The organism is Hydrogenovibrio kuenenii DSM 12350 (genome assembly GCF_000526715.1).
Taxonomy (GTDB): Bacteria; Pseudomonadota; Gammaproteobacteria; order Thiomicrospirales; family Thiomicrospiraceae; genus Hydrogenovibrio; species Hydrogenovibrio kuenenii.
In genome coordinates, this window is record NZ_JAGP01000001.1 from 36,096 (window position 1) to 58,883 (window position 22,788).

15 protein-coding genes are annotated in these 22,788 nt (G+C 39.7%); 14 read left to right on the forward strand and 1 reads right to left on the reverse strand.

Features of this window, described 5'->3' with window-relative positions:
* Positions 1–290: 290 nt before the first annotated feature.
* The 5 genes from uvrD to N745_RS0100150 all read left to right on the forward strand — a co-directional run bounded on the left by uvrD (position 291) and on the right by N745_RS0100150 (position 6,728).
* On the forward strand, positions 291–2,570 hold the full coding sequence (uvrD, locus tag N745_RS0100130) for a DNA helicase II (protein ID WP_024850111.1): 2,280 nt from the start codon (positions 291–293) through the stop codon (positions 2,568–2,570).
* A 70-nt stretch (positions 2,571–2,640) separates the two neighbouring features.
* Complete coding sequence (gene mnmC / locus N745_RS0100135; protein ID WP_024850112.1) at positions 2,641–4,728, forward strand: bifunctional tRNA (5-methylaminomethyl-2-thiouridine)(34)-methyltransferase MnmD/FAD-dependent 5-carboxymethylaminomethyl-2-thiouridine(34) oxidoreductase MnmC; 2,088 nt, start codon at positions 2,641–2,643, stop codon at positions 4,726–4,728.
* A gap of 95 nt (positions 4,729–4,823) precedes the next feature.
* Positions 4,824–5,921 (forward strand): hypothetical protein, encoded by a 1,098-nt coding sequence (locus N745_RS0100140; protein WP_024850113.1) that lies wholly within the window; start codon positions 4,824–4,826, stop codon positions 5,919–5,921.
* A gap of 10 nt (positions 5,922–5,931) precedes the next feature.
* Positions 5,932–6,120, forward strand: a complete 189-nt coding sequence (locus N745_RS0100145; protein WP_024850114.1) for a hypothetical protein — start codon at positions 5,932–5,934, stop codon at positions 6,118–6,120.
* Between the two features lie 11 nt (positions 6,121–6,131).
* The gene (locus tag N745_RS0100150) at positions 6,132–6,728 is read left to right on the forward strand and encodes a YfaZ family outer membrane protein (RefSeq protein ID WP_024850115.1); all 597 of its coding nucleotides are present in this window, start codon (positions 6,132–6,134) and stop codon (positions 6,726–6,728) included.
* A gap of 65 nt (positions 6,729–6,793) precedes the next feature.
* On the opposite strand, the gene N745_RS0100155 is transcribed toward N745_RS0100150, so the two are convergent.
* Positions 6,794–8,362, reverse strand: coding sequence for an HD family phosphohydrolase (locus tag N745_RS0100155; RefSeq protein ID WP_024850116.1), 1,569 nt, complete (start codon positions 8,360–8,362; stop codon positions 6,794–6,796).
* 230 nt (positions 8,363–8,592) lie between these two features.
* On the opposite strand from N745_RS0100155, the gene N745_RS0100160 reads away from it, so the two are divergent.
* From N745_RS0100160 to N745_RS0100200, 9 genes are all read left to right on the forward strand, one after another.
* A complete protein-coding gene (locus tag N745_RS0100160; protein ID WP_024850117.1) occupies positions 8,593–9,375 on the forward strand; it encodes a 3',5'-cyclic-nucleotide phosphodiesterase in 783 nt (260 codons plus the stop codon).
* A gap of 80 nt (positions 9,376–9,455) precedes the next feature.
* Positions 9,456–10,205 carry a competence/damage-inducible protein A gene (locus tag N745_RS0100165; protein ID WP_024850118.1) on the forward strand — a complete coding sequence of 250 codons (750 nt, stop codon included), beginning with the start codon at positions 9,456–9,458 and terminating at the stop codon, positions 10,203–10,205.
* A 35-nt stretch (positions 10,206–10,240) separates the two neighbouring features.
* Positions 10,241–11,446 (forward strand): BaiN/RdsA family NAD(P)/FAD-dependent oxidoreductase, encoded by a 1,206-nt coding sequence (locus tag N745_RS0100170; RefSeq protein ID WP_038070763.1) that lies wholly within the window; start codon positions 10,241–10,243, stop codon positions 11,444–11,446.
* 135 nt (positions 11,447–11,581) lie between these two features.
* A complete protein-coding gene (locus N745_RS0100175) occupies positions 11,582–12,403 on the forward strand; it encodes a TnsA endonuclease N-terminal domain-containing protein (RefSeq protein WP_024850120.1) in 822 nt (273 codons plus the stop codon).
* Positions 12,384–14,498, forward strand: coding sequence for a hypothetical protein (locus N745_RS0100180; RefSeq protein WP_024850121.1), 2,115 nt, complete (start codon positions 12,384–12,386; stop codon positions 14,496–14,498). Before N745_RS0100175 ends, N745_RS0100180 begins: the two co-directional genes overlap by 20 nt.
* Before the next feature lie 12 nt (positions 14,499–14,510).
* A complete protein-coding gene (locus tag N745_RS0100185; protein ID WP_024850122.1) occupies positions 14,511–15,941 on the forward strand; it encodes an ATP-binding protein in 1,431 nt (476 codons plus the stop codon).
* 17 nt (positions 15,942–15,958) lie between these two features.
* On the forward strand, positions 15,959–17,506 hold the full coding sequence (locus tag N745_RS0100190) for a TnsD family Tn7-like transposition protein (RefSeq protein ID WP_024850123.1): 1,548 nt from the start codon (positions 15,959–15,961) through the stop codon (positions 17,504–17,506).
* 79 nt (positions 17,507–17,585) lie between these two features.
* Complete coding sequence (locus N745_RS0100195; RefSeq protein WP_024850124.1) at positions 17,586–18,854, forward strand: hypothetical protein; 1,269 nt, start codon at positions 17,586–17,588, stop codon at positions 18,852–18,854.
* Between the two features lie 37 nt (positions 18,855–18,891).
* Positions 18,892–22,710, forward strand: a complete 3,819-nt coding sequence (locus N745_RS0100200) for a hypothetical protein (protein ID WP_024850125.1) — start codon at positions 18,892–18,894, stop codon at positions 22,708–22,710.
* Positions 22,711–22,788 lie beyond the last annotated feature (78 nt).

A 22,788-nucleotide genomic window follows, 5' to 3' on the forward strand; every position in this document is an offset into this window, starting at 1 on the left:
AGTAAGGGGATTGAAAACCTATGAAAAGGCGTCAGAACCGACAAGAATTTATCTTATTGAGGCACCTTACAGAGGTGCGGTATACGAAATTTTTGCCATTATTACATTGTTTATTTAAATAGTGCAAGTAAAAAATTGTGACAATTTAGTAAGAAAGTAAAGTTTTTGTAGGGGCTGTTCTTAAAGTCGTACAAAGATTTTCTTTGTTCGGAATTCAGCGGGCATTGTTATCTGGCATTGTTATAATGGCTGCAAATTCTAAATAAGACACATAACCTTTCTGAAGCTACATGGACATTTCTTACATAATCGAAGATCTCAATGACGCACAGCGTGAGGCCGTAACGGTCGACAATCGCCATGCGTTAATTCTCGCAGGTGCCGGCAGTGGTAAAACTCGCGTATTGGTGCATCGCATTGCTTGGCTAACCGAGGTGATGAAGTTGTCACCTTACAATATACTTGCGGTTACCTTTACCAATAAAGCTGCGAGCGAGATGCGTGCAAGAGTTGAAGCGCTTATCGGTGCACAAGCGCAAGGTTTGACGATGGGTACTTTTCACGGTATCGCCTATCGTTTGTTAAGAACCCATTACCGAGAAGTGGGGCTGCCGCAAACATTTCAGATTTTAGATTCAGACGATCAAAAGCGTGTTATCAAGCGTCTATTGAAAGCAATGGAGTTGGATGAAGCGCAATGGCCGCACAAGCAAGTACAAGCTTTTATTAATGGTGAGAAGGAAGAAGGACGACGTCCACATCATATTGACCCGGGACATAATCCATTTGTCGCCAAAATGGTTCAAATTTATCAAGCTTATGAAGAGCAGTGTCAAAGAGCCGGCCTGGTCGATTTTTCTGAGCTTTTGTTGCGAGCCCATGAACTTTGGTTAAAAAATCCAGAAGTACTGGCGCATTATCAAGCGCGTTATCAGTATATTCTTGTAGACGAGTTTCAAGACACAAACTCTTTGCAATATGCTTGGTTAAGAGTGTTGGCTGGGGCGAGAGGCAAGTTGTTTATCGTTGGGGATGACGATCAGTCTATTTATGGTTGGCGTGGAGCAAAAATAGAAAACATTCGTCAGTTTGATGCTGATTTTTCTGATGTAAAAACAGTGCGTTTGGAGCAAAACTATCGCTCAACCGGCACGATTTTGAAGGCCGCAAACCATTTAATCTCTCATAACCTAGAACGTATGGGTAAAAACCTATGGAGTGCCGGGGATGAAGGCCAACCGATTAAATTATATGAAGCCTTTAATGAGATTGATGAGGCGCGTTATGTCTGCAATCAGGTTGAAGCCTGGGAGCAGCAAGGCGGTAGTCGTGGTGATGTAGCGGTGCTTTACCGCTCTAATGCACAATCTCGTGTCATCGAACAAGGGTTGCTACAGGCGAAAATTCCCTATCGCGTCTATGGCGGGTTACGCTTCTACGACCGCGCAGAAATTAAGGATGTACTGGCTTATCTTAGGTTGATTGTTAACCGTAATGATGATGCCGCCTTTGAGCGTGTTTATAACCATCCGCCAAGAGGCATTGGCAATAAAACGGCTGACCAGATTCGAGAAGTGGCTAAGCAACAACAGGTTTCGCTTTGGCAGGCTGCAGCAGAACTGACAGATGGCGTTTTTACCGCAAGGGCAAAAACGGCGGTGTCCGGCTTTTTGAACTTAGTTGACGATTTAACTGAGGCTTGTGAAGACCAAGATTTAAAAGACATTGTCATAAAAGTGGTCTCGCGTTCTGGTTTGCAAATGCATTTTGAAAAAGACAAATCTGAGCAAGGGCAAAGCCGACTGGAAAACATTGATGAATTAATTAATGCTGTGAGCCAGTTCAAGCCGAAAAATACTTTGCAAACCTTAGTAGAAGATGCAACGGCTAATTTAGCCGATGACACGCCTCAGGCGGCACCTTGGGTAGAAACCGAAGCGCAAGCAGAAGGGCTGGAAACGTCCGCATTTGAATCTGCACTGGCAGAGTTTCTTGCTGAAGCGGCGTTAGAAGCGGGCGAGCAACAGGCAGATCAATGGGAGTCCTCCGTACAACTGATGACCTTGCATTCGGCAAAAGGGTTAGAGTTTCCTTTGGTATTAATGATTGGTCTGGAAGAAGGATTATTTCCATCGCAGCAGTCACAAGAAGATGCCTTGCGCATGGAAGAAGAACGACGCTTGGCTTATGTTGGTATTACCCGTGCTGAGCAACAGTTAATCATTACCTACGCTAACCGTCGTCGTATGCATGGCAATGAGTTTTATCCTCAGCCGTCACGCTTTATTAAAGAAATTCCGCCAGAATGTGTGGAGGCGGTGCGTCTGACCAATTCAAATTACGGTTCATCCGGTGAAAGCTTTGGACGTTACGGTGCAACGCCTTTTGCCTCGGCAAAAATTGAAGAAACAGGCTATGCGGTAGGTTCGCGTGTATTTCATCAGAAGTTTGGTGAAGGTATGGTGATTGCCACTGAAGGCTCGGGAGATCATGCCCGAGTGCAGGTGAATTTTAAGCATGCTGGTCTTAAATGGCTTGTAACGGCTTTTGCCAAGCTAGAAAAGATGTAGTGTGACGCTCAAACTTAGCCGTATTAAAAGGCGTTATTTGATTTGTAATCTGGTTCGTTTAAAGTGAAAAATGGCTTCTGAAAAATTAAATCCCTATGCAAATATTCGCTGGGCGGAGAATCAAACCCCTTATTCAGATCAGTTTGAGGATCATTATTATTCTATTAATGACGGCTTAGCAGAAACCGATTATATCTTTCTGCAGCACAATCACATTGCCGAGCGCCTTGCCGCCTATCACGAACCTGAAAAATCACGAAAATCTGCCAGGCTGGGGGTGTTTTGCATAGCCGAAACGGGGTTTGGTACTGGTCTGAGTTTTCTGGCAACGCTTTTGACTTGGCAGAAAATCGGGCAATCCAAGGCTGTTCCGGATTTACACTTTGTTTCATTTGAAAAATATCCAATGCAAGCAGAGGATTTATCTCTAGCTCACGCCGCTTTTCCTGAATTAGAAGAGCTATCTGAAGAGTTGGTTAATAACTACCCACTTCGATTACCTGGCTGGCATGACCTCTGGTTATTTAATGGTCGGGTTAGGCTGACGCTTTGGTTTGGTGATGTCCTGAAGGGTTTACCAGAATGTAATTTCAAAGTGGATGCTTGGTATTTGGATGGCTTTACGCCGTCTCGAAACCCAGAAATGTGGCAACCTGAGTTGTTCAAACAAATGGCCCGTTTAAGCCAAAAGGATACGACTTTTGCTACTTTTACCGTGGCTGGAGAGGTGCGTAGAGGTCTGGAAGATGCTGGATTTGAGGTTGAGAAGGACGACGGGTTTGGGCATAAACGCGAAATGTGTTTTGGTCGATTGCTACATGAGCGGCGTTATTCACCAAAGTGGCCATGGTTTAGTCGTGTTCCGGCATTAAAGAAAGATATTTCTGACTTAAGAATTTGTGTGGTTGGCGCTGGTTTGGCGGGCTCTGCCGTTGCCTATCAATTAGCAAATTTGGGTGCAAAGGTTACGGTGCTTGATGCAGAGCCTGAACCTGAGTGGGGGTGCCCTTCTGATAATGCTGCCCAAGCATCAGGAAACCTCGCTGGAGCAGTACATCCATTGGTTACGGCAGATTGGAACTTGCGAAGTCAGTTTTATCTAAAGGGGTTTGAAACGACCTTAAAATGGTTGTTGCCTTGGTTGGAAGCCGGTGAAATTCATGGCAGTTTAGATGGTTTGATGCAGCTAGCGGTGGATGAGACGCAATTCAAGCGGTTGCAGGATGCCTTTCGTCGCGTCGGACTACCAGAAGATTTTGCTGTTTGGTGTGATCAAGATACTGCGAGTACTCGGCTTGGTATGGAAACAGCCTATTCAGGAACCTTTTTTCCTCAAGGTGGCTGGATAGAACCACAATCTGTGATAAAGAAATGCCTCTCGCATCCAAATATCAAGGTAAATTGGGCGCATTCAGTTACTGAAATAAGCTGCAATGCTAGTCAAAATCAAGATTCTAACGACCCAGCCTGGCAGATTTTAACTGATAAATCTAATCATATCGCAGATGCCGTGGTGCTTTGTACTGGCGCGTTGAGTGATGAATTGAATGAGCAATTTCACTTGCCGATTCGTCCTGTAAAAGGGCAGGTGACACATTTCTCAAGAGAAGATCATATTAATCTACCTGCAATAGCGGTCACCCATAAAGGCTATACCTGTCCATGTCGTGCGCAGGTGGATAAACAAGGGCATGAAATTTTTGGTGTGACAGGTGCTACTTTTGAAGCGCCAGATCGATCCTATGACATGTCAGAAAAAGCTCATCAGGAAAACTTGGCGCAGCTCACCCAAGCATTGGATACGGATACTTCATTAGAAGTATCTTTAGTCCAAGGAAAAATTGGCTTTCGGCCAACAACACCTGATCATTTACCGATGATTGGTCCAGTTGTAGATTTTAAATGGGCGCAGCAGGTCTACTACTCTCAGTCGCATACGCATGCGGTTTTCCGTTATCCAGAACAAAAATATCAATCGGGTTTGTTTGTATCGAATGGTCACGGTGCAAGAGGCTTGATGTCAGTGTTTTTGGCGGCAGAAATGATAGCAGCGGATGTGTCGGGTTCCGTTCAGATTTTGCCTGCTTCTCTTATGGATGCATGTCACCCTGAACGCTTTGATGTGAGAAGTTGGCGCAGTGCTAAAAACAACTCATAAAACGGGAAAATCTACGTATTAATTCGGTATGATATAGAGCAATTATTTATGGATAATCAAGTTGATTAAATCCAAGATTTAAGGACAGTTTGAATATGAACGCACACAAGAATCGATTTTCCGATTATTTTCTTTTGGTTATTGGTCTTTTGGCTTTGTTAAATTTGACAGCTTGTTCCCAGTTATCAAATAAAAAAACGACTGGAGAATTAGACGCAGCAATCGATAATAAAGCTCTAGCTTGGGTCTTAAAGCCGCCTAAATCAAATGCCAGTTATGATCGAGTGGTGACTTTGCCAATAAACGGCAATATACAACAAACTAAAGCATTGGCTTTGTCTAAGGGCGCTAATAAGATTCGCCAACAGGTTAATGCAGAGATGCAGGCGCATTACTTAAAAACGCTTTCCTCTGTTGAAGATTCTTATGGTGAGTTTGAGCACAAAATTAGAACAAAAGTGCGTGATAGCATCCCCTCACTTCAGTATGCGCAGCCTAAGATCAAAGCGGTGTATGAAAATAAAGCAACGAAAGAGTTAAGTGTCTGGGTTCAACTGACAAAAAAAGACATAGCCTCAAGTTTGGGCGATACTTTGTTGGCAGCGGATAAAAAATTACATGATTTTATTCATGTCAGCGAGCGTGGATCAGATTTGGCACAGTTGCTCTCTGTTTTACCAGCACTGCCGGCGCTAGAGACGCGTCAACGAGCCCGTGATGCACTTTCAGTGTTTCTGAAGAAGCCAATTAGCTTGAATTCAGATGAATTAGCAGGTCTGCTTAACACTTACATTACGCATAAGTTCGATGAATTGATGGTAAATTTACAAGCCACGACTGCTGACTCAAAGCCCTTTGAAATTTATTTACAACAGTCTTTAATCAAGCAAGGTGTGCCTGTATCTGTACGTAGACCTGATTTGATTATTAAGTATTTCCTAGAGTTTGATGACGATGGTGTTGCGCAAGGTAAGCAAAAAATCTCATTGGTAGCAGATGCCGAAATGATTAATGATCTTGGCGGAACGTTTGCCAGCGTAAGTAAAGAATATCCTGCGATGGCTAAATCTACATCAGATGCAAGAAAACAAGCGATGGATGCATTTACAGCAGACATTGCACAGGCTATTATTAACGCGACAATGAATTACATAGATAGAGTCAACAAGTCTCAAGCGTCTCAGAGGGAATGAAGGATACATTATGAATAAATTATTTTTGTTAATCATATTGGTTGTATTTGGTACTTTATCCATCGCTTTTAATTGGTTTGATAGTCGTGATTTTGTAAATGATGTTTTAAACAAAGCGCAAGAAACTAATCAGAGCATTCAACAAACGGGTGATAAGGTATCTAACGCGGTTGATCAAATGAAAGAAGTAAATAAATAAGGCTGTAAAAAATGAGTTTAACTCTATTGAAAAGAACTTTTATCGTTGTATCTTTAGGTATTTTATCTTTGCAAGCAAAGGCAGGGGATTATGACGGACATATGGGGCTGGATGTATCCTTATCGAATGATGCCGCTAATTTTGGGCTTTATTCGTTAAGAGAGTCTGCTCAAGAAATTACCAATTTAGGGGTTGATTACTTTTTTAATCGTCCAGGCGATAAGTTTCTAGATGTGTTTGGAAGTATTAGTCGAAAGGGTATGGCTGATAGTGAAAACCTTGAGCTAGGAATCTCTGGTAAGCTGTTTTATGCAGATGATAATGCCTCACCAAATACAGGCTATGGCGCTATGTTAGGATTCAATGGTCGTTATTGGTTGCCTACAGAAATGCCAATGGCAATTGGATTTGATGGCTTGTATGCGCCACCGATTACTTCTTTTGGTGATGTAAAAAGTGCTTCTCAGGGTGACGTTCGTTTAGAAGCCCGCATTTTACCGAGTGCTATTGCTTATGTGGGGTATCGCAAATTAAGTGTAGAATTTAAACAACATACACAAAATATGGACGATAGTTTAAATATTGGTGTAAACGTTGCCTTTGAGTAATGAATGTGTTCGGTTAGAAGTAAAAAAGGCGCTTTTAAGCGCCTTTTTTATTGTGTAAAGAAGGGTTATTTTCCATAACCTGGAATTTCAGATTTCACCACTTCATCAATTTGTTCAGGCTGTAAATACTTTTTAGCATAATCCATATACACTTCTTGTTCCACGAAAATGTCAAACAAGTCAGGATCAATATGACCTTCAAGCTTCAGAAAACCGAGAATGCGTAAGCTTTCAGATAGTTTTTTTGCTTTTTTGTATGGACGGTCACCTGCAGATAAGGCTTCAAAAATATCGGCAATTCCCATCATGCGTGCAGGAATCGAAAGTTGCTCTCTGGTTAGGTGGTTAGGATAACCTTGTCCATCCATGCGCTCATGGTGCCCCCCCGCATACTCTGGAACATTTTTGAGCTCTTTTGGGAAAGGCAGTACGCTAAGCATAGAAATAGACATTGTAGCGTGATCTTGCATTTGCTCACGCTCTACGTCATTTAGTGTGCCTTTGGGGATGGTTAAATTGGTGAGCTCATCTTCTGTTAAAAGAGGCAGGGTCTCTTTATCCAATGACAGATAAGTTTCCTTGGAGAGGTTTTCTAGAAAAAGCTTGTCTTCATCGGTTAAAAATTCATTGCTGTTGATTCGTTTAAGCTGTTCAAAAATAGCTTGATAGGCTTTGCGTTGAAAGTCAAAGGCTTCTGGGCTTGTATCATTTGTTTGAAGTAGGTTCTGGTAAGCTTTTAGTGTTAGTCTAGTTTTAAGCAGTTCAATTCGATCATATTTGGTTTCCAGCTTAGTGGATTTATCCATAACATAATCGGGCGTAGTGAGTTTTCCGCAATCATGTAGCCAAGCAGCAGTTTCAAGTTCAAACTTCTCAGTATCGTTCATGTAGAAGTCTTTAAGAGGACCGGAATTCACGTTGTTTGCAGCTTCAGCAATCATCATGGTAATAACAGGCACTCTTTGGCAGTGTTTACCTGTATAGGGTGATTTTTTATCTATGGCATCGGCCACCAGCTTGGTGAAAGATTCAAATAGACTTTTATGCTCTTCAATGAGTTGCCTGTTAATTAATGCCACAGAAGCTTGGGATGCGAGTGATTTGGCAAGACTTTCGGATTCATCTGAGAAAGGAATGACATTCCCTTCTTCATCCGTTGAGTTAATGAGTTGAAGAACACCAATGACCTCTTGATCAACATTCTTTAGAGGAACTGTGAGCATAGACTTGGTGCGATAATTAACTGTTTGGTCAAATTTCAACGCGCCAGAAAAATCGAATTCTTCAGCAAAGTAAATGTCTTCAATGTTAACGGTTTCACCTTTATTCGCGACGTAAGAGGCAATGGCAGAAAGGTTTTCTGTCCCATCAGCTTGTCTAAGTTGCATAGGTGGAAAAGGAACATGTGTAGGATGTGAACCACCCATAGCAATGTTCAGGCTGGTATTTTGGACAACGTCAAAAGATAGCTGAGAACCATTGAGTACTCTATAAAAAGTGCCACCATCCGCACCTGTCAATTGTTGAGCACTGGTAAGGATTTCGCACAACAACTTAGAAATATCGGTTTGAGCAGACAAAGCCATGCCAATACGGTTGAGTTGGCTGATTTTGTCTAAAAGCGGCGTGTTCATTTTTAGAAACTCTTTTTATTTCATTTACTTATATTTTCTAGGAATACAAATAATCTCAATAAGTTTGTCATATTTGTTTGCCTTTGTAAAATGAAAAAGAAGGAAGGAATCTAAAATATGAATTTGGTTGTGTTTAAGTCAAAAAAAAGCTAAATTGTACGTGAATATAACTATAGATTTTGATCTTTCTAGTATAGAGACTAGACGCTTTACTACGTGGACATAACTTAATGAAATTAACAGTATTGGGAGCCAGTGGGGGCATTTCACCAGAAACTGGAACAACCTCTTTTTTGCTCGGAGACTCTGTATTAATAGATGCGGGGACGGGATCAAGTCGTCTTTCTCAGGAGCAGATGCTTAATATTCGTTATGTACTGTTAACGCATAGCCATTTGGATCACATTTGTAATTTGCCTTTTTTGTTGAATACAACTATTGGCGAAATGAAGCACACAGTAGAAGTATTTGCACTCGAACATACGATAGAAGCGATGAAAGCTCATATTTTCAACGGTGTGATTTGGCCTGATTTTGCCAAGCTACCAACGCCAGAAAATCCAGCGCTTAGGTTTAATACTATTAAAGTCGGTGATGATTTTGTATTGGATGATTTTCGTTTTCAAGTGTTGCCTGCGGAACATACGGTTCCGACAGTAGGGTTCAGAGTATCAACTGGTTCGGGCAGTTTTGCTTTTACGGGCGATTGTGCAAAAAATGATCAGTTCTGGCATGCGCTGAATCAATATGACCCGGTTGATTTGTTGATTGTTGATGACCAGTATCTTGCCTGTGAAAGTGTTATCAGTAAGGCAGCCAAACATTATTATCCAGAGTCTTTGTCTGAAGATTTGCAGAAGCTTGAAAGCCATCCTAAGCTTTATTTAACGCACTTACCTCCTTTCAAAAAGAATGAAGTGATGTCAGAAGCAACAAAAGTTTTATCTGACTGGCATCCTAAAGCTTTGGATGAAGGAATGGTTATTCAGTTCCCTCTTGCTTCAAACGCCTAAGCTTTTTCCAAATTATTCACACTAAAGTTTAGAATACAGTTTAGTGTATTTATGAATATTGAGACTTTGGGTGGTTGCTTATGTCGAAAAACATCGGTTTAATCATAATTGGTGATGAAATTTTATCTGGTAAGCGCCAAGATAAACATCTCAAGCAAGCGAATGAACTATTTCGGCCTAGAGGTCTGTCGATAAGTTGGGTCAAAATAGTAGGTGACCATGCTGATTTTCTCGTACAGACGCTAAAAGAAAGTTTTGCTTCGGGTGATGTGGTGTTCTGCTTCGGCGGCATAGGCGCTACACCTGATGATCGTACCCGACAGAGTGCCGCCGCTGCTTTGGAACTACCGCTTGAACGTCACCCTGACGCCGTCTCCGAGATTGAAGCACAGTTTGGTAAAGAGGCATATCCGCAACGGATACATATGGCAGAGTACCCTAAAGGTTCTGCAATTATTCCTAATTTCTTTAACCGCGTACCAGGTTTTTCTATTCAAGAGCACTATTTTATGCCGGGTTTCCCTATGATGGCACAGCCGATGATGAGTTGGGTGCTCAATACTTACTATTCTGATTGGCAGCAAGAACCTAGAATTGAGCTTTCCATTCGACTAATTGGGGGGCAGGAATCGGAGTGGGTTGAGTTTATGGAATCCTTTGAAGAGCGCTTTCCTGAATTAAGGCTTTTCAGTTTGCCGACTATTTCCGAGAATGGGAATCGCAGCATAGAAATGGGCGTGGAAGGCGTAAATAAACTAGCTGTGGAAGGTCTTGAAGTTTTGAAACAGGAGGCAGAAGCTAGAAAACATGCCTATGAAATTATTGTGTGACCCATTTCAAAACCTTATCCTCAAGTCTAATCAATATGACTGATTCACCTATCCAATTTGATGTTGTTGTCCTCGGAGCAGGCGCTTCGGGTCTAATGTGTGCAGCGCAAGCGGGCTATCGCGGGCGCTCTGTTTTAGTGGTGGATCATGCTCCTAAAGCGGCAGCGAAAATTCGAATTTCAGGTGGCGGTAAATGCAACTTTACCAATGTTAATGCATCCTTTAATAACTATATTTGCGCTAATCCACACTTTGTTAAAAGCGCACTTTCGCGTTATACGTCACAAGACTTTATTGACCTAGTTGATCGACATGGTTTGGAATACGAAGAAAGAGAGCTCGGTAAACTGTTTTGTGCTCAGAGAGCGGGCGATTTGATTCAAATTCTACGAACTGAATGTGATTGGGCGGGTGTCGAGCTTTGGCTTGGTACAGACATTCGGCAAGTCTCTGCGCTATCCGATAAGAAAGGCTATTTGGTATTAACCTCGCAAGGCGTAGTTCAGTGTGAGTCTTTGGTTGTGGCGACGGGTGCTTTGTCTTTCCCAAAATTAAAGGCGACGGATTTAGGCTATCGCCTAGCAAAGCAGTTTGGTTTGGCGGTTAACGCATCTCGGCCGGGTTTGGTGCCTTTGCTGTTGGATAATAGGTGGTTAACATTTTGCCAGCAATTAAGCGGTATTGCGCTTGATGTGAGTGTGGGTTTGGTAGCAGAAAGCAAACAGACTCCGATATTTAATGAGGCAATATTGTTTACTCACCAGGGGTTGAGTGGCCCTGGAATTTTACAGATATCTAATTATTGGCTGCCAGGACAAGGTATTGAGATTAATTTGCTGCCAAATCTGGACGTTTATGAATCCTTGCTGACATTGAAAGAATCTAACCAATATCTGTATAAATGGCTTAACCAATTTTGGCCAAAAAAGTTTACTCAAGCCTGGTTAAGTCAGTTTCCAATGCCCGAACGTTTAGCAGAGGTTTCACATGAAACGCTTAAGAACTATGCGCATTTGTTAACGCATTGGGCGATATATCCTTCTGATACAGCAGGCTATGATAAGGCTGAAGTTACGCTTGGTGGCGTGGATACAGACATGATTCAGTCGAAGGACTGCCAAGTCAAGCACCAACCCGGACTGTATTTTACAGGCGAAGTGTTGGATGTAACCGGGCAGTTAGGCGGTTATAACTTTCAATGGGCTTGGTCGTCAGGATTTGCTGCGGCGCAAACTGTATAATGCTGTGAAAAGACAATAAAGTTTGTCCTTTTAAAACAAAGTTTGTCCTTTTTAACGAAAAGAGACAATAAAGTTTGTCCCTTCTTTTTTTTAAGTTAAACTTAACTAGGTTAAAGCTCTATGGGATAAGCTTCTATGCCTAGAAGAAAATTGCAGTCAAATCAAGATTTCAATCGCGCTTTGCAGCATAAATATGGTTTGGGAAATGGTCAGGATTACAAACCATGGTTAAGGGTTCAAGATGTTCCCTCTAATGGCACTAGATCAGAAATTTTCGGATTGAAAACGAGACGAGTGCATCACACACTTTCGTCACTTGAAACAGAACTATTCTATATTTTGGAGTTTAATGATTCTGTTGTCGATATTCGAGAGCAGTTTCCATTGATACCTCTACCTCTTTCTATAAGTATTTCTTCACTGCTTTGTATTGAGCACCCAAAACATCCAGTATCTAAAGAGCCAATTGTCTTAACAACTGATTTTTTGATTACGAGGCGTATTGAAAACGAAATTTTTTATGAAGCAGTTTCAGTAAAGCCTGAAGGGTTATTGTCTGCTCGTAGTCTTGAAAAAATTGAGATTGAACGGGTCTGGTGGGAGTTGCAGGGTATTAAGTTTTGGATATTTACAGGTAATGAAAAGACAAAATTACAGAGCAAAAACATTAATTGGTTTACACACGCAATAAGACAACGAGAAGCTTTTGATGATTCTATTCTTCAGGGAGCGCTTGCTATTCTTAATATAGGGAAGTTTTTAAAAAAGGATGTGGTTGAAAAGTTTGAACAACTTTTAAATATTGAATCGGGGCAAGGTCTTGAACTTTTAAGGTCTTTAATTGCCTTGAAGATGATATCGGTATGCTTGGATTATGAAATTGAGAGCTCTGAAATTATTGAAATTCAGTCTTTAATTTCCATGAAGGAGGCCAAATATGCCAATTCTTGGAAATAGTGTTTGGAATGCTAAAAATGTGCTGGGTTTGGAAGATGGTTTATACAGGGTGATATCTGTTGTTTTTCAAACAAAAGAAATAATCTTGTTTCCAATAATTAATCAGACGGCAGAAATCAAACCTTTATGTGTGCCACTAGATTTTTTTGAAGAAGCAATAACCGATAAATCCATTATCAAATTTGATTTTGAATTGCCCAGTTTCATGCAGAAAGCTGACTCAGAAATATCGGAAAAAGAATTAAAGAAAAGAAATCATAATCTGTACTTGATTAGCGGATTAATAGAAGATAGCCAATTCATTTATGAATATGCCAAAAATAAAAAAATTTCTAGGCTTGCAGAGCATGCCACCAAAGTTGGAACTTATCGAAAAAGATTAGCGCGATTACTAACTCTTTATTGGAAGTTCGGACAATCATCTAATGCGTTACTTCCCTTTTATCAGAATAGCGGCGCGCCAGGAAAGCCTAAAATTGCAAAAAGTAGTACTCTAGGAGCACCAAAGAGCACTAGAACCTTGGCCGTTACAACTTCTGAAAAATATGTCCTGCAACCAGTGGATAAAAAAAACATCAAGTCATACTTGAAAAAACACTTCTTAATTGTGAATGGCCCTGCTTTAAAAAAAGTTTATGAAGATTTTTTAAAAAAACATCATTCGGAAGAATTAAAGTTGGCAAAACTAAAAGGGCGAGTCCCACTTGTACCAAGTTTTCGACAATTTAGTTACTGGAAGCGCCAATTTTTCACAAAAGATGAAATCATCCGCAAAAGAAATTCTGAGCACCATATTAATTTAAAAAGCAGAGCGGTCATTGGAAGCGTTAAAGATGAATGGAAAGTACCTGGTAGTTGCTTTGAGTTAGACGCAACAGTAGCTGATGTCCATATCGTTTCAAGTTTTCGAGCTAATGCAGTTTTAGGTCGTCCAACAATTTATTCGATTGTGGATAGAGCTAGTGGCATGATTGTAGGATTAAATGTTTCACTGTTCCATGCTTCTTGGCGAGCAGCAAGGTTAGCACTGGCCAATGCTTTTTTACCAAAGGCGGAATACTGTAAAAGTTTTGATGTTGATATTGTTGATGCTGAGTGGCCTTGCCATCATGCTCCGTTGAGATTGATGTGCGATAACGGAGAAATGATTGGCCTTCAACCTCAGCAAACTATAGTCCCTTTTACTGAACTACAATTTGCTCCGCCCTATAGAGGCGATTTCAAGTCTATGGTTGAAAGAAGGTTTGGGTTGCTTAATAGCAAAGTGATACATCAGTTATTAGGAACGACTCGTGGCAGGCAAGTCGTTCGAGGAGATGAAAATCCAAAAAGCCGAGCTGTGTACACTCTGAAAGAATTTACTAAAGAATTAATACTAGCAGTATTAGAGTTAAATAAGACCATTTACGATAGTCTTGCAACGATTGACGATGCATTGATTAGAAACGATTTAGCTCCGACGCCACTAAATTTTTGGAAAATTCATTTAAAAAACCATCAACATGCACTAAAAAAAGCAAATCGTGAAGATGTGATTGGGCAGCTTTACCCTGCAGATAAAGCAAGTGTTACTAGAAATGGTATTTTCTATAACGACATTTACTATGGCTGTGATAAGTTGATTGAAAATAACTTAGCAAGTATTGCTAGAGTTAATGGGCGTTGGACTGTTGAAGCAAGAGTTAATGAAAATACCGCGGACTATATTTATGTTCGATTTGATAAGACATCCAGCTTTGTTAGGTGTGATTTGACCAAAAGGAGTTCAATGTATGCCGGCAATTCCTTAATCGATGCGGATTTTGTTCAAGATTGGTTAAAGGATAAAAAAGCGAAACATATTGCTGAAAATTTGGATTCAAATTTTGACTCGAATAGGAGTATACAAGAGGCCGTTGGCAAAAAAAGGTTAAAGAGAGACGGTAAACGAAAATTAGTAGATTCTTCTGGAATTCGACAAAACCGTGAAGACGAACTTAAAAAAACAGTACATCAAGTCTCTGAAGTTAAAGATATGCCAACTCCTGAAAAGGCAATGGATGATGAGAGGTCAAATGATCGCGTCGTTTATCTTCCGCGGAGAAAGAAAAAGTAAGGTGGCGAGATTATGAGAAAGGTGAAGGCTATATACCATAAAGCGATACTGCCTGAGCATCAGGGTAATCCCTTTATTGAGGCATTGCCAAAAAAACAGAGTGCAGAAACGCTGATGGAGTCCTTTGCCCACTATCCAGCAATTGATGAAGAGGTTAGATTTCACGCAGATCCCCTTGTAAGGGAGGAATATACTCAGAGACTTAAATCTCTGAGGCAGCCTCTTCCAATTTATTATGAATGTTTTAGAGCAATTGAATCCGCTATAAAAGCTGGTTACTCAAGTAAGAACCCTTTTACACCAACCACGGCGCAATACTTACATTATCCTATTGATGAACTTCCTGAAATTGAGCCAAAAACAGGTTTTTTTGAACCAAAAGCCGACGGAATAACTCTCATTGGAGAAAGTGGTGTAGGTAAAACTAGTATGCTAGAGCAATTACTGAACTATTTTCCTAATGTTATTGAGCATGAAGCCTATCAGGGTAAGCAAATGGAGTTCACTCGACAAATTGTGTGGATAAAAGTAGATTGCCCTAATAATTCGAGTGTGAGAGAGCTTTGTGAGGAAATATTATCAATGATTGATGCGGCTTCAGGTGAGCTGACAAAACCCGAAGCAACTATTCCTAAGTTAATGAGACAAATTGAGCAAAAAATTAAATCAAATTTTTTGGGACTGCTCGTTATTGATGAAATGCAAAGGCTTGTATTTAAGCGCACTGGCGGAGAGAACAACTTACTTAATTTCCTCCACAGTTTAGTTAACAAGCTAGGGGTTCCAATATTATTTTGTGCAAACCCACCATTTAATGCAACTTTGGCTAAAACCTTGAAAGCAGCACGAAGAGCGGAAAGCGGTGGTTATTTTGAGATGCATCCTTTGAAAAGAGAAAGTCAAGGATGGGATTATTTTGTCCGTGAGTTATGGGATTTACATTGGACAAATGTAACCACTGAATTGACAGAGAGTTTGAATAACAAATTATTTGAATTGTCTGTTGGAAATCTTGATTTGGCTCACAGAATTTACAGAGATGCTCAAAGGCTTGTGATTGGTTCGGGTGATGAAAGAATTACAGAAGCTGTTCTAGAGCAAGCTTATGCCACAACTTGTGGACTTTCATCTAAGACGGCTGAAGTTTTGGAGCTCCGAAAACAAAACTTATTGCCAAGACGAAATAAAAAAATGGAACCACAAAAAGAATCATCACATGCTGCAATTAAGGTAGAGACGAACAAAAAATTTGTAGCAGATGTCACAAGAGTGCAACACCCCGAATTTCATTTTAGGCTTCGAGAGTTAATAGAGGATGTCGCTTTAATAGAAAGAATTCAATCGCCTGACGTTTTGAGATGTGCCATTGATCAGGAAGACCCATTGAAATATTTGCGGCAAAACAATTTACTTCTAGATGACCCTCTTCAGCAGCTTACTTAAAAGAGACTGATAGAAACATGTTATTCCCGAATCAGCTCCCCGACGAAACTCTATACAGTAGATTGATTCGACATCAAACAGTTTTGGGATTTAACGAAAAAGAGTACTTGAAACGAATTTTTCAAAATCCAAGATTGAGTATCCACCCTTTTCTTACAGTTGGTTTGACTGAGATTGCAAAAATTTCAGGTGAAGATACATATGATTTGTTTCGGAATCAAACTCTTGGCTCCCTTTTCATCTACTTGATGCCTGTCTCAGGAAAAAAAATTTATCACTCTCTTTTAAAAAATGAGGGAGCTATGGCTTTTAGGCATAGCTGTTTATCGAATTTTCGGGAGACCAAAAAGGTTACTGTAAATTATTGTCCTGTTTGCTCTGAGGAAGACATTCAAAGCTATGGGGTGACCTATTGGCACAGAAGTCATCAAATACCTGGTATAGAGAGCTGCCCTGTTCATAATGTTAGATTAATTGAGCTTGATTTGCCTGAGCGGCCTCACATAAAAAAAGGCTTTTTACCACTTTTGTCAGAATCGACTCTTTGCAATGAAAAGCATGGTCAACTGTCTCAGTATTGTTTCGAATTTTTGAAAAGTGTTTCTGAACAAAACCAAAAATTTAATTTGGCAGAGCTTAAGTACAAATTGATTGGTGGTGGATATGTAACTAAAGGTGGTCGAATAAGAAGAAATCAATTGAGTCAGGATTTTTTTGACTGCGTGCAAGCCATTGATTTTCACAGCCATAGTCTTTTACCAAAAAATGAAAATGATTATCGTTATTTAACAAATCTATTCATACCAAACATTGCACAGCATCCATTCAAATACTTGCTATTTAATTTTTTCCTAAGCCAGCTTTCTCAAAAAACGTTAAATTTTGAACCCTCATTGCCTTCCATAGACTATCAAGACTCTTCTAGAAAAAATTGTATTCAATACCTTCAAAAAGGATTGTCCTTAGCCGAGGTGGCTAGAAAAACGGGTAAAAGTGTCTCTTATCTCAAAAGGTTAGCCGGATTAAATAATATTGATGTTTTGAAAGAGCCAATAGTTTTAACTCAGAGAATAAAAGCTCGTGCTCGCAAAATGGCTTGGAGAGGGTTTCATCGACGAGCGATAGCATCACAATTTGATGTTTCAATTGGAACGATAGAAATGCTTATTTCTTCAGAAAATGGATTAGTCGAGCATCGTAAGAAATGTCGATATCATTCTAAACGAAGAAAGTATAAAGCCGAAATTTTAAGGGTAGTCAAAAGTCATCCCAATTGGGCTCGACAGCAAATTAGACAAAAGCATAATGCTGCATTTTCCTGGTTATTTATGCACGAAAAAAATTGGCTTTATCAAAATTTGCCTGATGCTAGCCCTCCCACTAGGCATGTCAGAGTGGACTGGAATAAACGAGATGAGCTATTAGCAACACAAATATCAGATATTTTATCTAAAGCAGTAGAAAAACCATCATTGACTAAATTGGAGCTGATTATTGGTCATAGGTGGCTATTAAAAAATAAAGATAAGTTGCCTAAAACTATGAGCATATACAATCGGTTTTAGAGAAGTAAAACAAGTTGATAATACATAACATGTCGCTTAATGTATAAATTGAGTTAATTTTTTTGGGTGGAGGTTTATTTTGTCCTGTCCTGTATGTTTTTTTCGTGATGATTATCAAAAGCAATTAAAAACCAGCTTGTTCGGAATTGATCGTTTTGAAAACAAGATGAGAGCCTATAAGTCGAAATTCATTGAGGGTGTTCGCGATATGGTCAATCTTTCCGAGTGTAGTTGCTCTGCAACATATAACTCTCCTGAGATGGCTAAATGGACGGGCGATTTTCTTTCGGAGTTGAAAAATTCGGAAAGCATTATTAATGAGGCATTTGATGAAATAATTTCAATTTACGAAGACTTTATTGGTAAAAGTCAAAAAGTCGCCATTGAAAACTTTTGGTCATATTTAACCCAACAAGATTTACTGAATGATAAAGAAGGTGCATTTACAAGTTCAAGACTATATTTTCGAGCTAGAAAAAAGAGCACTAGTTTTGAAACAACAGATGTTCGTGCGCATTTCCATATCCCCTTTTCACAAAGGGAGAGAGTTGCTAACCAAAGATTTAGTGTAAGTGGTCAACCAATGCTTTACTTTGGTAGTTCTACGTTTGGAGTGGAAAAAGAACTTGAAAACTCTTGTGACAACTTGTCAATGGCCGCTTTTTTGCCGTCTGCCAACATATACTCCAATGCCAAAATATTTAATTTAAGGAATCGAATTAATATTATTGTAGAAAATTCTTTGCCAGGAATTTTTGGAGCAAGAAGTAAGATTTCATATGATGACCCTACCATTGGTTTTGGCCGGGATACGATTTCAAAAGATATTCATAAATCAGTTTTGATGTTCTTGTGTACTTTCCCAAGAGAGTTCACAAATTCATTTGTTGCCGAATATGTTCTTCCACAAATATTGACGACGGCTCTTTTAGAGCATAAATATATTGGCTTAATATTTCCTTCGACAAAGGATTATTCCTCTATACAAGGTCATCACCGATTCTCTTCATTTAACATGAACTTAGGGATTTACGTTCCGTATGATCCAGAAAATGACATTAACGAATCTTTACTTAGCTCTTTTTCTGCATTTACATTGGACGGTTCAGAGTCTTTAAATAGGACTCCACAAGAAGTTTTAGATAGATCAAGAGAAGTTATATCTAAATTGAATGAGAGGTGCTTAGGTACAAATTCGATTATGCCCATTATTTTGGTACAAAACGAAATTGATTACATCAAGTCGGCTCAGATAAATAATCTTAATTATTTTCAAACAACAGCGGGAAAAATTGAATTAGAGCTTTATATGAAAATGTTCGACTATTTAGAGGCAAGTGCATGTTAGATTTTGCGCCTTAAGATAACTAAGAAGGTTTAATGGAATGGTTTTTTTTGAGCTTGAGCCAGCAGATATCTCGAATTTAAACGATAGCGATTTACGTGAGTTGGTAGCTAGGTTATGTGAGGCCGAGCTGACACAAAAAAGTATTTCGACTAAGTGTGTCTCATGGGGAGGCGCTCAAGAGGCACCGGATGGAGGGCTTGATGTTAGTGTTTCTGGTGCTGCCACTGTCGATAAGATGGGCTTTGTTCCAAGGCCTAATACAGGCTTTCAAGTAAAAAAACACAGCATGGGACAAGCCGCTTGTGCAAAAGAAATGCTGGATGGTGGTGATGTTAAAAATGTAATAAAAGATTTGGCATGTGTAAATGGAGCTTACATCATTGTTAGCGGTAAAGATGATTGTACTGATAGCATGCTCAAAAATCGCCTGCTAGGAATGGCATCAGCAGTTAGTGATTTAGACGAAAAAGACGACCTGTTTCTAGATTTCTATGGAAGAGATCGTTTGTGTTCATGGCTTAGACGCTTTCCTGGGGTAGCATTGTGGGCTCGTTTGAGGTTAGGTAAACCCTTATCTGGCTGGAAACCATATGGTCGTTGGGCAGCTACACCAGCAGATCAAATAGATGACTTTTTATTAGATGAGCACCCATGCGTATTTGATACCAATTTAAACCCTAAGTCTCCAGTTTCTATTCGTCAAGGAGTTGAAACAGTCCGACAGAAACTTTCCGTTGCTGGATCTGTAGTTCGAATAACGGGATTGTCAGGCGTTGGCAAAACTCGTTTTGCCCAGGCGCTTTTTGAAGATAATGTTGGTAGTGATGCGTTACCAATGGCCAATGTTATTTATGCAGACTTAGGTAATAACTTAACTCCAACAGCTACAGAGTTAATTTCTTATTTAACGGCAAATGATTTAACGGCGTATGTTGTGTTAGATAATTGCCCTCCTGACGCGCATCGACAATTGCAGAAACAAGTATCCTTATCTGAGGGTGTTAAGCTAAGCCTCCTTACAATTGAATATGACATTTCAGATGATCGTCCGGAGGAAACAGAGGTAGTTCACATAGAACCTTCCAGTCATGAAATAGTTTCAAAATTAATCCAAAGAAGGTTTCCTGAATTAGGGCAATTGAACGCAAGGACCATAGCCGAATTTGCAGGAGGTAATGCTCGAATTGCTATTGCTCTTGCTAGTCAAGTAGATGCGAACGAAAGTCTGATTAACTTTTCAGACGATGATCTTTTTCAAAGACTATTCCATCAACGAAAAGGAAGGGACGAGAATCTACTTGAAAGTGCTGAAATTTTATCTCTTGTCTATTCATTTAATGTATCTAAAACTGACTTTAACGATGAGTTAGAAACATTAGCACAAATTAGTGGGTTGGAACGTCGAACTCTGAGTCGTAGTCAATCAGAGTTACTACAAAGACAAGTCGCCCAACAGAGGGGCGACTGGAGAGCTATTTTGCCTCATGCTTTAGCAAATCGCCTTGCTAAGCGGGCACTTCAGTATCTTGATTTTCAAGATATCAACACCTATTTGTTTAAATCTGAAAATTTCCGGCTATTGAAATCGTGTGCACATAGGTTGGGTTATTTGCATGATTACGAACCAGCTCAGCAATTAGCTGAAACCTGGATGTTGCCAGGGGGACCTTTAAATGACTTGGGATCTTGCGATGCGCAACAATTGGCAGTTATTAGTTATATAGCGCCTGTTTTTCCTGAAACGCTTTTACAAACCATTGAACGCGCTTCAAGCACACCAAACTTTTGCACTAGAGAAAATAAGCAATTTTCTACGTTTGTTACGTTGTTACGAAAGGTTGCTTATTACGATGAATATTTTGATCGAGCAGCAGGGTTAATACTGAAGTTCGCAGAAAGCGAAAGGAAGGGTGAAAACCATAATAGTATTGTTAATCATTTGAGGGAGTTATTCTCCTTATATTTATCTGGCACGTTGGCAACTCCCGAACGCAGACGTTCTTTTTTAAAGCACCTAATGTGCTCTGACATCCCAAGGCAAAATGAAATTGCAAAAGAACTGTTTTCTTCAGCATTTCAAACATCACACTGGTCATCGACAACTGCATTTGATTTTGGCGCAAGAGCAATGAGTTATGGCTGGGAGCCAAGAAATCGAAAAGAACAGAATGATTGGTATGAAGGATTTACCCTTCTTTTATCGCCTTTGTTGAAGTCAGGGGATGAATTACATGAAAAGTGGGCGAAAGATTTACTTGCTCAGAATTTTAGAAGTCTTTGGAGTTTTGCTGGTTGCATTGATATCCTTGAAGAGTTAATAACTCATAATGTCAATAATGGTGACTGGACAGAAATTTGGCAGTCCATAAAAGAGACTTTATATTTTGATGGTAAAAACCATCCACCAGAAATCTTGTTGCGATTAGAAAAGCTTGAAAAGCTTTCGGCACCTAAAAACTTGATTTCGGAAATACGAGCGTATATTTTCACTCCACCATGGGACTTAATCAAAGGCAAGGGAAAAAAGTATTCAGAAGAGTCATATGAAGAAGCAATTCTATCTGTCGAAAGGCTGGGTGTTTCTGCAGCAGCCGAACCAGAGATTATTCGCCATCTTATACCCGAATTATGGGAAAGCAGGGTTGCTTCCATTGATTATTTTGGAAAAGGGTTTGGGATAGGTGTTAAGGATAAAAGGAAGGCATTAGATCTTGTAATAGACTTGATGACAGCTCAACAATGTTTGGAGGTTGAGTATTCAGGTTTTTTTTATGGTTTTATTCAGGGCATTTTTGAAACCGCTCCCGAAATCATTCAAGAAGTTCAATCGAGATTTTTGGATCAGCCAGGGTTAAAGCCACATGCAATTCATCTATTAGATGCTATTCCTTTAACGTCTTGGGGTGAGGAAAAAATTATAGAACTAGCACAAAAAGATGAGATTGAAGCATGGAGGTTCAATCAAATAGGTTATGGACGCATCGGCGACTCTATACCTGATTCAAGATTAATAGAGCTGTTGTCAATTTTGAATCAGTCAATATCAGGTTCATTTAGTGTTATAAGCATTCTCAGGGGATTCATTCATAAAGATAAATCTATTAGTTCTATGTGTTCAGAATGTTTGAGAGCATTCAAAAATATTCTAACAGGGGACAGGGATGAAACTAAAAATTTCAGGCTCGACGATTTGGACGATGTATTAGATGTGTGCTTTAACACCACATCAGATGAAGTAGCTAAGGACATAATTGATGAGTTTGTAGAAGGCATGATTTCATACCGACTTTGGAGTTATGAATGGGAAAAAGTTATTGAAGTACTTGTTCGAAAATTCCCTGAAATAGTTTTAGATTCTGTCTTTGTCGGTCATTGTGAAGATGATTATAATCATTGTGCCTATGAGATGTTTAGGGGAAAGCTACATAGAAGTATTTCCCCATTAAATTTAGTAGAAATTGAAAAATTAGTTCAATGGTGTGGTAAGAATCAGGAGCGTGTTAATCAAGTAGCTACTGCAGTTTCCATTTATATACCTGTAGATAAAGTGTCTCCATTAGAAAATCCTAAAAAGGTTTGTTTAAGTGATCAGATAAAAACGCTAATAGATTTAGCTGCGGATAAAACGGAAATAGTTGAAATTATAGCTGCTCGAATTCGACCTTCGAGCTGGTCAGGATCTTTAACCGACATCTTAGAAGTTCGGGCTAAGGCTTTTGAGGAACTGTTGACGAATGATTCAGCTGAAGTTAGAAAAGCAGCAATAGAAAAGTTGAAAACCATTCATCACTTAGTGAAAGTTAAGAGAAGTGAAGAAGCTAAAGAAAATGCTCAGAGAGAACAGCGTTTTGAATAGCTTGAGATTTAAGTTGAAAACTCTCATCATGCAAGTCTTTTACTTGCGCACCACGCAAGTCATTTACTTGCGCATTCA